Origin of the sequence: Hymenobacter cheonanensis (assembly GCF_030581075.1) — a bacterium.
Lineage (GTDB): Bacteria > Bacteroidota > Bacteroidia > Cytophagales > Hymenobacteraceae > Hymenobacter.
Genome location: NZ_JAUQSW010000001.1, coordinates 639,892 through 654,517, shown reverse-complemented (window position 1 = coordinate 654,517; position 14,626 = coordinate 639,892). Strand labels below are relative to the sequence as shown.

Below are 14,626 nucleotides of genomic sequence, written 5' to 3'. Positions count from 1 at the left end.
TCGTTTCTGTATGCGCCGTCGCTGCGCCTGCGCCTGCAAGTCGCCCCAGCCGCTAATCATCGCATCAAAGGTTTCTTTCTTTAGTACTAACACCCAGTACCGTACCCGGTCCCGCAAAATGTAGTCTATTACCGAATCTACATGCCCCTCCCGCCGCAGTTCATCCGCTTCGCCAGGTTGCAGCGCCACCGCGAAATGCGTGTAGCAGTCCCCGTTAGGCAGCACTACCATTGTAATGCGCCTGTTATGCATTCGCCTTACTACGCCGCGGTTACAAATCGGGTAGTCAGGCTTGGCCCCAGGCAGATGGGCCGGTGGTATCGGAAAGGCCATGTTGTACTAGATAAGGTCATTTAATAGTCAGCTCACCGTCAGCAGGTCTTCCAGGCGGGTCGTATAGGCTGGCGTGCGCCACGCCGCCTGCCCTTGCCAGGGCGCCGGCCCGCCTCCGTTCGGCCCTAGCGCTGCCGCCAGCCGCACCGTGCCGCGCCCAAACCGTTCGTTCAGTCCGTCCAGCGTCGCCATTAGCTGTGCCCCGCGCGGCTCCACCGCCGCGGGCTTCGCGGCTACCGTCGCTTCAAACAGCCCGAGCTGCTGCCCGCCCGGCGGCTCCAGGCCCGCCAGTACCACACCCGCTTTTACGTAGCTCACCCCCGGCTCCCACAGCCGCGCCAGCAGCTGCCCGGCCCGCGCCGTCAGCTCCCGCGTGTCGCTCGTGGGCACCGGCAGCGTCAGCACCGCCGAGCGCGAGTGCCCACCTGCTGCATCAGCGTCCGGCCCGAAGCGGTTCTTGCTGATAAACACCGTCAGCATGTGCGCCAGCTCACCCTGCCGCCGTAGCTTCTCGGCCGCCCGCGCCACAAACGAGGCCACTGCCCCCAGCACCAATTCCCGCTCCCGCAACGGCCGCCCGAATGTGCGCGAGCAGCTGATGCTCTGCCGGTGCAGCGTCCCGTCCTCACTCGGGGCCAGCCCCGCGCACGGAAACCCTTGCAGCTCGCGCACCAACCGGGCCCCCACCACGCCGCCCAGGTGCTTGCGCGCCCAGGCCTCGCTCACCCGCGCCAGGTCGGCCGCCGAGTCCACGCCCGCCGCCGTCAGCTTCTGGGCGTACTGCCGCCCCACGCCCCACACATCGCCCACCGCCACCTGACCCAGCGCCCAGGCCCGCCGCTCCGCCGAGTCCAGGTATAGCACCCCGGCCAGGCCTGGGTCTTTCTTGGCCAGCCGGTTCGCCAGCTTGGCCAGCGTCTTGGTCGGGGCCACCCCCACGCAGGTCGGAATCCCCGTGCGCGCCTTCACGCCTGCCCGCAGCCGCCGGGCCAGCGCGTCCAGATCGCCTAGGTAGGGCGTCAGGTGCCGCTGCAGGCCACCCAAATCCAGAAAGGCCTCGTCAATGGAGTAGATTTCCACGCCCGGCACCGATGCTCCCAGGTAGTGCATCACGCGCCGGCTCATGTCCCCGTAGAGCGTGTAGTTACTGGAAAACACCTGCACTTGCTGCTGACGCAACTGCTCCTTCACCTGAAAATAGGGGTCGCCCATCTTCAGCCCCAGCGACTTCGCCTCGGCCGAGCGCGAGATGATGCACCCGTCATTGTTGCTCAACACAACTACGGGCTGCCCTTCCAGCCGCGGCTGAAAAACCCGCTCGCAGCTCACGTAGAAGTTGTTGCAGTCGACTAGCCCGAACATACTTAATTAACAGGTAGTGGGTAATAGGCAAGCGCAAGCAGCTTGTTAATTGATTCAGTTACACGCCTGTGTTAGGCTCCCTTCGATTGGGCGCCGCTCGACTCTCAGGTGCGCAGCGCGCCCAGGTAGCGGTACCGGTTGAGAAGTACGCCCGTGGGGGTCACCTGGGTGCTGACGAGTGCCAGCGCGCGCGGGTCGGCCTCAGCCGAGAAAAACCGTTTGCCCTGCCCCAGCAACACCGGGTAAACCAGCAGTATCACCTCGTCTACAAGCCCCTCGCCGAGCAAGACGCAGGTCAGGGTTGTGCTTCCCCAGACAATCAGGTCCGGGCCAGCCGTTGCTTTGAGGCGATGAATACCCGCCAGCACGTCCGGGCCTAAGTGCTCGACCGGCCCCCAGTCGAGGCTTTCCGGCCGGTGGGTGGCAACGTGTTTTGTCGCCGCATTCAGCCCCTTCGCTACGGCACTGTCCCCGGCTGTGGGCCAATAGCTGGCCCAGGCATCGTAGGTGCGGCGTCCCAGTAGCAGCTCAAACGGCGCGCCCTGGGCTTCGACAACGGCTGCTAGCCCCGCCGGCGAGCGGTAGGGAGTCGTCCAGTCGCCATGCGCGAAGCCGTCCGCCGCATCATGCTGAATGACTCCGTCTAGGGAAATGTGGGCGATGATTCGGAGCTTTCTCATGCTTTTGGTTGGGAATAGGGGTGAAACTGGTACTCGCTTGTCAGTCGCGGCTGTGCAGCAGCGCCGTTAGCCGGCCCGGTAGCAGCTCATGCACCACGTGCGTCACCACGCCCCAGATGTGCAGCTCCTCACCCGTCTGTATTTGATAGGGTCGGAAAGCGGGGTTGGCCGGCATCAGCCACCACGTGTCGCCCTTGCGCTCTAGGCGCTTCACCGTGCAGTCGCCTTCTACTACCGCCACCACAATATGGCCGTGGTCGGCTTCTAAGTGCTTGTCCACCGCCAGCAGGTCGCCGGCATGAATCTCGGCCCCGCTCATGCTCTCGCCCGTCACCCGCACCAGATACGTCGCGTCCGGGTGCCGAAACAGCAGCCGGTTCAGGTCAAACAAGCCCTCCACCTCATCGGTGGCAGGGGAGGGAAAGCCCGCCGGCACCCGGCAGCTGAATACGGGTAGGTAGGCGGGTAGCGGGGCTTCCTGCACCGGAATAAGCAGCACGTCGAACATAAGGTGAAAGGCTAGGGCGGAACGTCAAAGTAAACGCCTGCTAACCTATTTAGTCTATTGGGTCGCTAGTTTGGTTAGTATTACGGACTGAGGATCAAGGTAAAAAATCTTTCTAGTGTTTAGTGTAGTCGAGTTAGGTTGTCGGTTGTCTGCTACTTAGCCTGCCAGTCGGCGCAATTCTGTCTGGCTTGCTAGTAAGCTTAGTGCTGCCTAAATAAAGTGCTGGTATTGCCTTGCTAGCTGGCTGACTCCGATGAGTGACTGACGAACCGAGCCGAAAGCCGAGGCTTCTTCCTATTCCGACGAGGGCGAAGGGTTTACCAATGAGGGGACCGACAGCTGCCCCGTCTGCGGCTACTTGCTGGCCTGGCACAAGCAAGGCTGCCTGTTTGCTGGCGCTCCCGCGCCAGTTGCCGTCCTCCCCGGCGAAGAGCCTGTCGCGGAGGTGCGCCCCGCAGCCACCACCTTCGCTTACGAGGTAGGTCACCGCGTGCAGCCCACGCCCGCCATCACGGCCTAAGTCATTTGGCGCGGCCAGCTCAAGGAGCGTCCCCCCGCCACTGGCCTTATTCACCGCCTCCGCGACGGCTATTGGGATTGCTACCGCGAAGAAGAGTTACAGGTGGCCTAGGCAGCAAGCTGAACCTAGCTAGGTCTTAGCTCTACTATTTGCGGTCAGGTAAATGGATTTCCGGAGTGAACACGGCTTCAAGCATAAGGTTGGGGGTGGGATAAGTAGCTCCGCGGAGCGGTGCGCTGGCCGGCCACCTTTATTAGTGTAGGTAGGGCGCATAGGGCAAGCGAGAAGGCGTCCTATGGGATGCGGATAACCTTAAAGCGGTAGGATAATAGGCGGTTTACTGGGATAAAAAGCCTTGCGTGTTACGCTTGTTCTTAATGGGGATAGAATTGCATTATCTATGTAAAAAATTAATTGATAGCATAATCTGCCAAAAACCTTCTATCTTGAGCCCCTCTATTCTACAACAACTTATGGAAGACAACTTTGACCAATTTGAACAGGGCATGAAAAGCCTGTTTACGAAGACGATGCTCGTGCTCTACACGGGCATACTTGCGTTTGCTGGTGGAAAATCCCACGCTGCTACGCCTGCTGCTAGTACTTCGCTTCCGCTAGACGAAGACTTCGTAACGCGGCTGCGTCGGATGAAGCACAAGCCGCAGTTAGTGTTGAGATTGAACATGTCAAATTTGGCAGCGAGCAAGGCAAGCATGCACACTTCGCACAGCTCCCACAGCTCCCACAGTTCGCATAGCTCCCACAGCTCCCATTACTCCTCCTCTTCAAGCTATACCCCTTCCTCGAGAAGTACGAGTACCCCTTCTTATTCCACTCCGTCTTCCTCGCCTTCCACGCCCGCCTATTCGTCCCCGCGTTCTTCTAGTAGTTCAAGCGGCAGTACGTCCTACTCCCAGCCGCTGACCTCGTCCTATGCGCTGGGCGATCGGCTACTTAAACTAGGTGACCAAGGTACTGATGTAGTGGCGCTGCAGCAATTGCTTCTCGTCGTGGGTTATGAAGTAACTGCTACGGGAAAATTTGGCTTAGGCACTAGCGCTGCTGTGAAGGATTTTCAGACCAAGCATCTGCTGCCAGCCGACGGCATAGTAGATACTAAAACGGTACGTGCCCTGCGGCAATAAAAGACCCTTATGCAGGTACACCTACAAAATGGGCGAGTAGAGGTGCGGGTAGCAAACGCGCACTACAGTACGACTACGCTCCATAAATGCTTCTACTGGTATACCCGCGACTACCGGGTGGAAATTACCTCGCTAGATCAGGACCAGACGCAGGTGCTACTAACTCCCAAGGAGGCGGGGCAAGTCATTGATTTTTCTGTCTTGCAAAGCCAGGTGCACAATGACTTGCTCGACTTTCGCCTGCGCGAGCTGATTGCGGAGGAAACACGCACTGTGCGGGAATTACTCATAGCCAAAGCTTTTGCCCACTATGCGCCGCAGCAGCCGTTAGAGGCTCCTATTTCGGACCCGGTGGGCTTTCACCCCCTACAGCAAGCCTAGTAATGCAGCCAGGTTTGGAGCGCACCACGCGCAAATTCAAAGGCCTGGAAGCCTATACTCCATCCACCAACTACTCCCTGTTGCCCTTCCGCTTTCACGTGCTCACGCCGGAAAAGGAAGTCTTAGTAAGTGAGGTAGGGGACTACTTAATTGTTCCCCGGGGTACAGTTAGGAGGGTAGTAGCCCGGGAGTTGACGTATGCCAACGACCCGGATCTGTATGCCGATTTACTAGCCGGCTTTTTCATCGCCGATACTCCTTCCTTGCCTTTACTAGATGTGCTGGCCACGCGCTACCGCACGAAGAAGGCCTTTTTAGATAACTTCACCGCCCTGCACATTTTTGTGGTGACGCTGCGCTGCGAGCATACCTGTCACTACTGCCAAGTCTCGCGCGTCACCGCTGATAAAAACGCCTTCAACATGGCTAGGCGGCACCTGGATGAGGGGATTGCGCTCATGATGCGCTCGCCGAATCCCCACGTGACCATGGAGTTTCAGGGTGGGGAGGCCTTCTTAGCCTTCGAGTCCATTCAGTACGGGGTAGAACAGGCGGAGCTGTTGGCCAAGGCGTGTGGGAAGCAAATTACGTTTGTCGTCTGCACCAACTTGGCTATCGTGACGGAGGAGATGCTGGCCTATTGCCAGGCGCACGACATCCTGGTGTCTACTTCCCTGGATGGGCCCGAGTTTTTGCATAATGCTAATCGGCACCGGCCTAAACGGAATAGTTATGCCTTAACGGTGCAGGGGATAGCGCGGGCGCGGGAGGTAGTTGGCTACGACCGGGTGTCGGCGCTCATGACTACTTCCACCTTGTCGCTCGAGCATCCGTTAGCCATTGTCGACGAGTACGTAGCTCAGGGCTTTGCGAGTATTTTTTTGCGACCCATCTCCCCGTACGGGTTTGCCCTGCGGCATGACCGGAAGAACAAGTACGCGACGGATACCTTTTTGGCGTTCTATAAAACGGCCCTCGCCCATATTCTCGATTACAACTTCCGGGGCCACTTTCTGCGCGAGGACTACGCCACGATTATTTTACGCAAAATCCTAACCCCCTTCTCCGTGGGCTACGTCGATTTGCAGTCGCCGGCAGGGTTAATCAATAGCGTGGTGGTGTTTAACTACGACGGGGCCGTGTACGCTTCCGATGAGGCGCGCATGCTGGCGGAAATGGGGGATATCACCTTCCAACTGGGCCACCTCGACACCCACACCTACGAGCAGCTTTTCTACGGCGCCAAGGCGCAGGAAATTGCCGGGGCGTGGGCCAATGAAGCACTAGCCGGCTGCTCGGAATGCGCCTTCCAACCCTACTGCGGGGCCGACCCCGTGTTGCACTACGCCACGCAGGGAGATATGTATGGGCACCGGCCGACGAGCGTGTTCTGCCAAAAGAACATGGAAATTATCCGCTACCTCTTCGAACTCATGGAAGCAGATCCGCGCATCGAAACCATCTTCCGCCGCTGGGTTGCGGATTTTTCTTAAGCAACGTATGCTACGACTTCGTGGAATAGTAGCCCAGGGGCTGCAGCAGTCCTTGGTAGGGCGGGTGACCCGGGAAAAAAACGGGGATGGGACGCGGTTTCTCGTGCTGGATGCGGGCCAGGAAGTGGAGGAGGTAACGGGCTACGGGGCCATCCTTACGGCAGCCCCTGCTTTACCCCTCACTTGGCAAGGCCCCGGGCTTACCCACCTGCTACACTCCGAGCAGTTGGAAGAAGGAGATGTGGTGTCGGTGAATACAGCCGGGCAACTCATGCGGCAGTACCGGGCGAATTCTATGCAGAATTTTTTGCTAGCTACCGAGCGCTGCAACAGCAACTGCCTCATGTGCTCGCAGCCTCCCAAGGACCGCGACGATACGGGCTATCTACTGGACTTATACCGGCAGGTTATTCCTCTTATCCCTGCCTCCTGCCCGGAGCTAGGGATTACCGGCGGCGAACCGACCCTACTAGGAGAAGGGTTTTTTGAATTGCTGAGTCTGTGTAAGCACTACCTGCCAGCCACCGAGCTACACTGCCTAACGAACGGGCGCAGCTTTGCTTGGCGCGAGTTTACTGAGCGACTCGGCGAGCTAGCCGTGCCGCAGCTCATGCTGGGCATTCCTCTCTACGCCGACCATGCCCCGCTCCACGACTACGTGGTACAGGCAAGGGGAGCGTTTGATCAAACAGTACGGGGGCTGCACGAGCTAGCCGCCATTAACCAGCGCGTGGAAATTCGGGTAGTTGTTCATCAACTCACGGTGCCTCGGCTGGGTAAGCTGGCGCGGTTCATTTACCGCAATTTTCCCTTTGTCGAGCACGTCACGTTCATGGGGCTGGAAAACACGGGTTACACGCCCCATAACCGTGACAAGCTCTGGCTTGATCCCGTGGACTACATGGAGGAACTAGGGGAGGCGGTCGAGTTTTTGGCGGCCCACCGGCTGCACGTGTCTATCTATAACCACCAGCTGTGTCTACTGCCGGAGCGGCTGTGGGGCTTTGCCCGGCGTTCTATCTCTGACTGGAAGAATGTGTATTTGCCGGGCTGCGATGGGTGCGGGGTCAAGGAGCAGTGCGGGGGATTTTTTGCATCTAGTACCACGCTTCACAGCGCGCATATTCGGCCGCTAGCAAGCCTTACCTAACTTTTTATGCTTAAACAACTACTTTTTTCGGGGGGAATGCTGGCTGCTTTTCCAGCGCTGGCCCAGCAGCCAATCCTCTCTCTCCCAGATACCGTTTATTTCGACCAGAACTGGGACCGGACGGCCGTGCCCGAAGACCGCGTGTTCGCCCGCATCACGCGCCGGGGCCCGGATGGCAAATCGATGAGCACGGTGCGCGACTACTACCTGCCGTCCTGGCAAAAGCAGTGGGAAGGCAAACTGGTGCGCGAGCAGCCGGACGTGGCCCAGGGGGTGTGTACGAGTTGGTATGCTACTGGTAAGCTGCAGTCGCGCGGTACGTACCTGCAGGGAAAACCCCAGGCTGACTTGCAACGCTGGGCGGAAGATGGGCATCTGATAGCCTGCCGGTTCAAATACCAGGACGCGTTACCCCTGAGTACGGGGAAAATGGGGGAGCAGCTTAGCACGACCCGCAGCCGGCAGGTATTTATTGTGGATTTGCCAGCCGAAACGGTTGGGATAGTCTACCGGCTCGATATCCGCGATGATGGCACCCCACCCATCTCCTGGAACAGTGCTGTGGCCCTGGGAGCGGCCTACTTCAACCCCACCGCTACGCTGGCCAGTATGCTAGCCACTGGCACCCGCACGCTTAGTAGCGCGTCGACGGCCCCGACTGCCACCACCAAGTGCCACTGGTATATCGTGCCCGATTTGGCGGCGGCCGAAGAGTTTCTGCAGCGGAAGGGGCTTATTTCCAACAAGCCCGTGTATCGGCAAGCAAGTAACGTCTGCGCGGAAACCCGGGAGTTGGTGTTAGCACCAGGTACGCGCCGACTTTACCTCTGCGTCAATAACGACAATGACCTGACGGCGGCTACTGCTACCGTCAGCGTCTCTGCTTTGGTTAAGGGCTGCGAGTAAGCCAACGGGTGAGTAATGGGAGATTTATTTGATGAATATGTGGTAGAGGTGCGCAATGCCTATGCCCTTCTACTTGCTGCTCCGCTCGTGATTACTGCGCAGGCAGAAGCTCCACCTAGGCCAGGTATCTATGTCTTTTACGAAGCACCCGATCGGCCGCTCTACGTTGGGCGCACCCGAAACCTGCGTCGACGGCTTCGTCAGCATGCCCATCCTGAGGCGACGCACTACAGCGCCAGCTTCGCCTTTGCTTGGGCGCGACGGGAGGGTGGGGCAGGGGCTGAACTGCCTGAAAATCTCACTCGGGCGGCCTTGGCTGCCGACCCCATCTTTGCGCCGCTTTTCGCGCAGTACCGGCAGCGCGTTGGGCAAATGCAGGTGCGCTGGGTAGAGCAAGCCGATGACGTGGTGCAGACGCTGCTGGAAGTGTATGCGGCCGTGACGCTGGGGACGGTGCCCCACTACAATTCATTTCGCACGAGTTAAGATGCCGACGCTTGCTCGCTACCAGGCCCTGCGCCAGCACAGCTTTGCGCGCTCCTCTAAAAACCACCTGACGTAGGTAGCAAGGGGGACTGCAGCAATATCAGCGCTTGGAAAGAGGTTGGGCATCTAGCTTGCATCTTAAAATAGGTAACAAGGTAGTCCAAGAGGGTATAGGTATTCCTGTAATTATTGTTTTTAGCACATGCGGAAGAAAAAACTCTCTATTCTACCTACATTTGTCGCACCCTGCCAATTGGGCGCAGGTGGCACTAAGTTTTGGCCCCATGATTAGTTGCGCGCCACAGGCTGTACGCGCGTACAGCCAGCGTCGCACACCTAACCACGGTGAGCACGGACTGAAGAACGGCGGCGATTTCGGCGATTTGCTGGACTATTTGCTGCATGTTTGATTAACGTTATACCAGGCCATGGGAAGAATGCATGCTTCCCAAGACATCAAAATGTGTGCTGAGACACCGCGAGTAGCCTATCTCCGTCTCAGCCTATGATTTTATCTGACTTCCTCTTTCCTGCACATCTATGGCAGACGAGACCCTGTTTGCGCGGTGGGGCAAGCAGATGCGCCGCCGACAGCAGACACAAGCTGTCTATGCTCCTAAGGGAGGGGGCGATGTGACTTTGGCAGGCAAGTCCTACCTGCACTTTGACTTTGCAGTATCCGATGCGGAGCTAGCGGAGTGGAAGCCGAAACTGCTAGACCCCGAACAGGTGCGACAGCGGTCGTTTTACCCCTTTTTAAAGATGGTAAAGCTGCGGAAGCGCTTTAAAAAAGGGGAGGATGGGGTGCGACGGCCAGCGTCCCCCAAGCCACGGGATATTTGCTACGCCGCCCATCACGATGCGCTTTTCTATTCCTGGTATGGGTTTCAACTCGAGCAATTGCTAGAGTTACGTCTGCAAGCGATGGGGGTAGAGGAGTGCGTACTAGCTTACCGGGCCACCGGCCGTAATAACCTGCACTTTGCTAAAGAAGTGTTTGACTACATAGCCGACCAGTCCAGCTGCGTAGCCCTAGCCTTTGACGTGACCAAATTTTTTGATACGCTTGACCATGGGCATCTGAAGCGGTCGTGGGTAGACTTATTAGCGGAGCGAGAATTGCCTCGTGACCACTACACAATTTTTAAAGCCATGACGCGCTTCCGCTTTGTGCTCGTGGAGCAGTTGCAGGAGGCGTTAGGAGCGGAAGGCTTTGCGCGCTGTAAGCGCCGCAGGCGCCTAGTATACCCGCATCAATTTCGCGCGCAGCTGCTTCCCTTACAGCAAACAAATCTGGAGAAGAGGGGTATTCCTCAAGGAGCCCCCTTGAGCGCAGTGCTCTCCAACCTCTACATGCTACCGGTCGACATCGTTCTGCACCAGTTTGCCGAGGCTAATCAAGGTATTTATCGCCGTTACTGTGACGACTTGCTGCTGGTCCTGCCCATCGGCACGGAGCACGCGGCTGAAGCGCTGGTGCGTGCGCAGTTGAGCGGGTTATGCCTGGAATTAAACGAAGGCAAGACAGAGCGCCGCTTCTTTACCCGAACGGAAGCGGGTGAGCTGGAATGCCGAGATGAGAAATGTGCCTTTCTGCCTCTTCAGTATTTAGGACTGGAGTACTGTGGGAGGCAGGTGCTACTGCGGGGCTCTAGCCTAGCTAAGTATCACCAGCGGTTGCGGAGCGGGGTGCGCAAGGCCGTATGGAAGGCGAAAAAGGCCGGTGGGGAAAAGACATACCGCCGGAAATTATACACCCGCTTTACCCGCCTGGGAGAGTCAAACTTCATTACGTATGCGGAGCGGGCTTACCAGGTGACGGGGTCGGAGGCGCTGCGGCGGCAGGTGAGTGGGAGCGTGGAGCGGGTGCAGCGGGTGCTTCGGCAGGAGGAAGGGCGTTACAGAGGGCGCGGTGGGGTAATAGGTGGGGTCGGGCACCGGCGGGTGGGATTTTAAGGTAGCTACTTCTGCTTGCCAGGCCTAAACGTATTTAACCGGTTGCAAAGGAGACTGGGCGGCCAACGCATCGACAATTTTCATGGTCTCAACGCTTACTGTGCAAACACGGGCCAGCAAGTCGGCCACTTGCTCGGCATGGTCGGCAAAACGATAGGTATCAAACTGTGCTCGGATGGTTGGGTCTTTGGGAGCCCGCTCTTTATACTGGTCGAGCACCCATTCTAGGGCTGAGCGATTGCCAAGGCGGTAGTGCCAGGCTTCAGCTGGAATGCCACCGAGCAGTACCTGCTCATTGTAGTAGATAACACCAGCCTCGGGGTCTGCTTTGAGACGGGTTTTTGGCCGCGCGGTGGGCGTGTGGGCGTGTGGGCGTGTGGGCGTGTGGGCGTGTGGGCGTGTGGGCGTGTGGGCGTGTGGGCGTGTACGGTTCTAGACCGGGTAAAAGTTGCGTTTTTTCGTAATTTAAATGCAGCGTCAGTAGCTGTTTTCCGGCTGTGGCCCAGGCCTCAAAATTGGGGTAAAAGGGTAAGCGTGGGAAATCCTGCTTTAGGTTTTGGGCGTAGGCGGCGCGGTAGGCCGGGTCGTGCAGCACGGCGTAGGCGTAGTGAAAAATGTCCTCCCCGCTGATGCTCACCGCGCTGTAGTGCGTGCGGAATTGGGCTAGCCCCCAGGCCGTGATATTTTCAATTTTGTTCCCTGCTTTATCATAGCGATGCAATGGAAAAGACTGACAACCAGAAGCAGTACTAAGGAAATTCAATCCAACAAGCCTGTCATGTGCTAAGACACTAAAAGGTCTTGGCGTGTCTTTGCCAATAAAACCTATGGCGACATTGGGTAACTTGCCATCAATGCCGAACACACTTTCGTTTTGGTAGAAACGATGCGTAATGATTTTGTCGAAATAGAAATACTCTTTGATAAACGGCCGATAAATGGACTCGATTATTTTTTCTTCATTGAAGTTCAGTGGCGTTCCCTTCTGTAAATAAGCCTCCAGCTCAGAGGTCCACTTGATAGTACGGTCAACGAAATTATTTACTTTGACTTTATCCGACGTTTGCCAACGCTCCATTTCTGATTGGTAGAATTTGCAAAAGAATTCGACTTTTTTAGCAAGTTCTTGTTTGTCAAAGCTGTAAACCCATTCGTCTCTGTTGGTTACTACGCCAAGCGAATACAGTTTGAATAATGCTTGGTCACTACGTCCCAGCTTAACATCGTTGCTTACCAACGGCACTAGGCTCTCCCAGTCGTTATCCGTTTGCCCGAGCCAGTTACCTTTCGCATCGGGCTTGATGCGGTCAAAATCTAGGTTCTTGAACTTGGTTTCGTGGAGGAAGGTGAGCTTATCGGCAGCTGTTTCTAACGCAGGGCGGCCGGCGTAGTGAATTCTGGCGAGCTGACCTTTACGCTTAGGCTGCTTGATGAAAAAGGCCATCGCCACACCCGTCTGAATGCCGAATACATTGTGCTTGGTGCCCGAAAGTTTGGGGTTGGCGCGCACGTCGCCACCCAGGTCCACGAGGTAGATGTCAGAAAACTCGTCGGCTACCGATTTGCGAAAGCCGTCGAAGGTGCGCGAATGAATGAAGCTACTGTTCGTAATGAACGTGAGTACACCTTTGTCAGCAAGTCGGTCCGAGGCCCAGCGAAAAAACCGGGCGTACATATCGTAGAGCTTGGTTTTTTGCGCTGTACTGCGGGCAATGTAGGTATCCTTGACGCGCTTATCTACCTCCTTATAGGTGCGATTCTTATTGTTGTCGTTCTCGTTTTGCTGGTTGGCGTTATAAGGCGGGTTGCCGATAATTACCGATAATTCGCGCTCATTCTGGCGCTTGATGCGCTGGGCATTTTCAAGACCTAGTCCGAAGCTGAGGCCTAGCTGCCCGCGTCGCGTCTTCTGGAAGCCTACGTTATCGAGCGTATCTACGAAGCAGATGTTGTGAAACTCGGCGTACTCGCCCATCTTCTGCTTGTAGGTGTACTCGATGTTGAGATTGGCGATGTAGTAGGGCAGGATGGCTACCTCGTTGGCGTAAAGCTCGTGCTGGTACTTGTGGGCTAGTGTTTTTTTAGGGAGGTATTCAAGTAGTTCTGTGATGAATGTGCCCGTGCCGGTAGCCGGATCGAGTATCTCCACACCCTTATCGCCAAGCAGCTTGTCGAAGTGGGTTAAGGTGAGGTATTCGGTGCTTTCGATCATGAAGCGCACCACCTCGTTGGGGGTGTACACAATGCCTAAGCGGTCGGCGCCCTTGGGATTATAGGCGCGGTAGAAGTTTTCGTATACCACTTTCAAAAACTTCTGCTTTTCCTTGTGACTGGCAATGCCTGAGGCCTGGGCGTTGATGACGTCGAAAAACGGCCGGATGCGCTCCAGGGTATCGCGTCGGGTGGGACCGATAAAAAAGGTGTTAATAACTTGCTCCAGTTCGTGGGCAATGTTGTTTTCGCGGTGAAACTGGGTCTCGTCAAAAACTCGGTTGAAGATGTCCTCGGTGAGAATGTGCTGAATCATCATTTCCCGTGCCTCGGCTGCCCCAAAGTCGGGATTGATGCTGTCCTGGCCCAGCGCCACAAAATCGGCGAGTCTTGCCTTGAATTTGGCGTTGGTTTTTTCGGCCTTTTCGATGGCTTCGCGCAGCTTCTCGACCACGCCCGGCAAGTCGTGCCGAAACTGTTCAATAGCCCGCCGAAAGGTGCGTACCTCGGGCCGCTCGTAATGCAGAAACTGGCCCAGTAAGCGGTCGGTGGCCGCGTCATCGTCTAGCAATACCCGCCCTGTCTCACTGCCCGCCTGAATGAGTACCAGCGTGCGCGAATCTTCAAATAAGATATTGTCCTGCGGGTAGCCCTTGGCAAATTTCTTCTGGATTTCCTCGTCAATGTCGTCGCTGGTGTCTTTGCTTTCCCAGTAGCCCCAGCTCAAGCGCAAGGCATCTTTTACGGTGCCGTCGGGGCGCACTGTGTTGCCTTTGGGGGCGCGGTAATCCAGTTCGGGCACCAGCAGGAAGTCCTTCTGCCGGCAATACTCATTGAGTAGATTCTGGAACGCGCCTCGAATAGCCGTTTCTTTGGTACTGCCGCCGTAGTGAATAAGCTGGGCAATTTCGTGTTGGTAGCGTTGAACAGCTTGGCGGGACATAGGTGGATAGAAGTAGAAAAATGAGGGCTGGAAGATACGAGCTAAGGCTTTTCTGCAAACCAGCCCTTGGTTGGTCGGGTGAATCAAGGATGGCTCGGAAAAGCTTATAGCTGCTCTATAGGCCTAGCTATGCTACCTAGCGAGGTAGAGATACAAATCCTCAGTAAGTTTTCGTATGATGGCTATGCGGCTAAGTAATTTCCGATGCAACCGCTGCTCTAGCGAGATTGACGAACTGGCTTGCGTTGCGGGCTTGTACCACAGCGCCCAAACTGGGACTAGGGTGAAAACGTGCGTGTTTAGTGCGGCCTGCGGCGCGCTATCGGCTGAACACGGCTTGCATAGGCCGTAGCAGGCGGCCTCGCGTCGAGCTAGTTCAGCGGTACAGTCTGGAGCTAGGTATGCAGGCACTGCACCTGCTGGCAGTCAGGGATGTGATGGGTTGGCTAGCAGATTCTCGGCGGCGTTGAGGCAGGGCAACTAGAATGCGCGTATGACCAGCGGAATCTGCGTGGCCTGCTAGTAGCTGGTCAGCCGACAGGTACATGCTTT

Annotated in this window: 11 protein-coding genes and 2 pseudogenes; 8 read left to right on the top strand and 5 right to left on the bottom strand. The window is 56.9% G+C overall.

All coding sequences use genetic code 11. From position 1 onward, the window contains the following. Positions 1-360 precede the first annotated feature (360 nt). The 3 genes from Q5H89_RS02835 to Q5H89_RS02825 all read right to left on the bottom strand — a co-directional run bounded on the left by Q5H89_RS02835 (position 361) and on the right by Q5H89_RS02825 (position 2,883). Complete coding sequence (locus tag Q5H89_RS02835) at positions 361-1,695, bottom strand: Y-family DNA polymerase (RefSeq protein ID WP_305017777.1); 1,335 nt, start codon at positions 1,693-1,695, stop codon at positions 361-363. A gap of 104 nt (positions 1,696-1,799) precedes the next feature. Then, positions 1,800-2,375 carry a dihydrofolate reductase family protein gene (locus tag Q5H89_RS02830; RefSeq protein WP_305017776.1) on the bottom strand — a complete coding sequence of 192 codons (576 nt, stop codon included), beginning with the start codon at positions 2,373-2,375 and terminating at the stop codon, positions 1,800-1,802. A gap of 40 nt (positions 2,376-2,415) precedes the next feature. Then, positions 2,416-2,883, bottom strand: coding sequence for a LexA family protein (locus tag Q5H89_RS02825; RefSeq protein ID WP_305017775.1), 468 nt, complete (start codon positions 2,881-2,883; stop codon positions 2,416-2,418). A 993-nt stretch (positions 2,884-3,876) separates the two neighbouring features. On the opposite strand from Q5H89_RS02825, the gene Q5H89_RS02820 reads away from it, so the two are divergent. The 8 genes and pseudogenes from Q5H89_RS02820 to drt2 all read left to right on the top strand — a co-directional run bounded on the left by Q5H89_RS02820 (position 3,877) and on the right by drt2 (position 10,920). Next, positions 3,877-4,548, top strand: coding sequence for a peptidoglycan-binding domain-containing protein (locus Q5H89_RS02820; RefSeq protein WP_305017774.1), 672 nt, complete (start codon positions 3,877-3,879; stop codon positions 4,546-4,548). A gap of 9 nt (positions 4,549-4,557) precedes the next feature. Further along, a complete protein-coding gene (gene hxsD / locus Q5H89_RS02815) occupies positions 4,558-4,929 on the top strand; it encodes a His-Xaa-Ser system protein HxsD (RefSeq protein WP_305017773.1) in 372 nt (123 codons plus the stop codon). A 14-nt stretch (positions 4,930-4,943) separates the two neighbouring features. Further along, positions 4,944-6,422 carry a His-Xaa-Ser system radical SAM maturase HxsB gene (hxsB, locus tag Q5H89_RS02810; protein WP_305017772.1) on the top strand — a complete coding sequence of 493 codons (1,479 nt, stop codon included), beginning with the start codon at positions 4,944-4,946 and terminating at the stop codon, positions 6,420-6,422. Between the two features lie 7 nt (positions 6,423-6,429). Further along, positions 6,430-7,572 carry a His-Xaa-Ser system radical SAM maturase HxsC gene (gene hxsC / locus Q5H89_RS02805; RefSeq protein ID WP_305017771.1) on the top strand — a complete coding sequence of 381 codons (1,143 nt, stop codon included), beginning with the start codon at positions 6,430-6,432 and terminating at the stop codon, positions 7,570-7,572. 6 nt (positions 7,573-7,578) lie between these two features. Continuing rightward, the gene (locus Q5H89_RS02800) at positions 7,579-8,478 is read left to right on the top strand and encodes a toxin-antitoxin system YwqK family antitoxin (RefSeq protein ID WP_305017770.1); all 900 of its coding nucleotides are present in this window, start codon (positions 7,579-7,581) and stop codon (positions 8,476-8,478) included. A 15-nt stretch (positions 8,479-8,493) separates the two neighbouring features. Beyond that, positions 8,494-8,700, top strand: a pseudogene (locus tag Q5H89_RS23205) (GIY-YIG nuclease family protein); the annotation flags it as partial. 90 nt (positions 8,701-8,790) lie between these two features. Beyond that, the gene (locus tag Q5H89_RS02795) at positions 8,791-8,964 is read left to right on the top strand and encodes a hypothetical protein (RefSeq protein ID WP_305017769.1); all 174 of its coding nucleotides are present in this window, start codon (positions 8,791-8,793) and stop codon (positions 8,962-8,964) included. A 540-nt stretch (positions 8,965-9,504) separates the two neighbouring features. Next, on the top strand, positions 9,505-10,920 hold the full coding sequence (drt2, locus tag Q5H89_RS02790; protein ID WP_305017768.1) for an antiviral reverse transcriptase Drt2: 1,416 nt from the start codon (positions 9,505-9,507) through the stop codon (positions 10,918-10,920). Positions 10,921-10,944: 24 nt separating this feature from the next. On the opposite strand, the pseudogene Q5H89_RS02785 reads toward drt2, so the two are convergent. Further along, positions 10,945-11,256, bottom strand: a pseudogene (locus Q5H89_RS02785) (type ISP restriction/modification enzyme); the annotation flags it as partial. After that, positions 11,213-14,074 carry a type ISP restriction/modification enzyme gene (locus Q5H89_RS02780; RefSeq protein WP_449271977.1) on the bottom strand — a complete coding sequence of 954 codons (2,862 nt, stop codon included), beginning with the start codon at positions 14,072-14,074 and terminating at the stop codon, positions 11,213-11,215. The pseudogene Q5H89_RS02785 and the gene Q5H89_RS02780, both read right to left, overlap by 44 nt. Between the last annotated feature and the right edge of the window lie 552 nt (positions 14,075-14,626).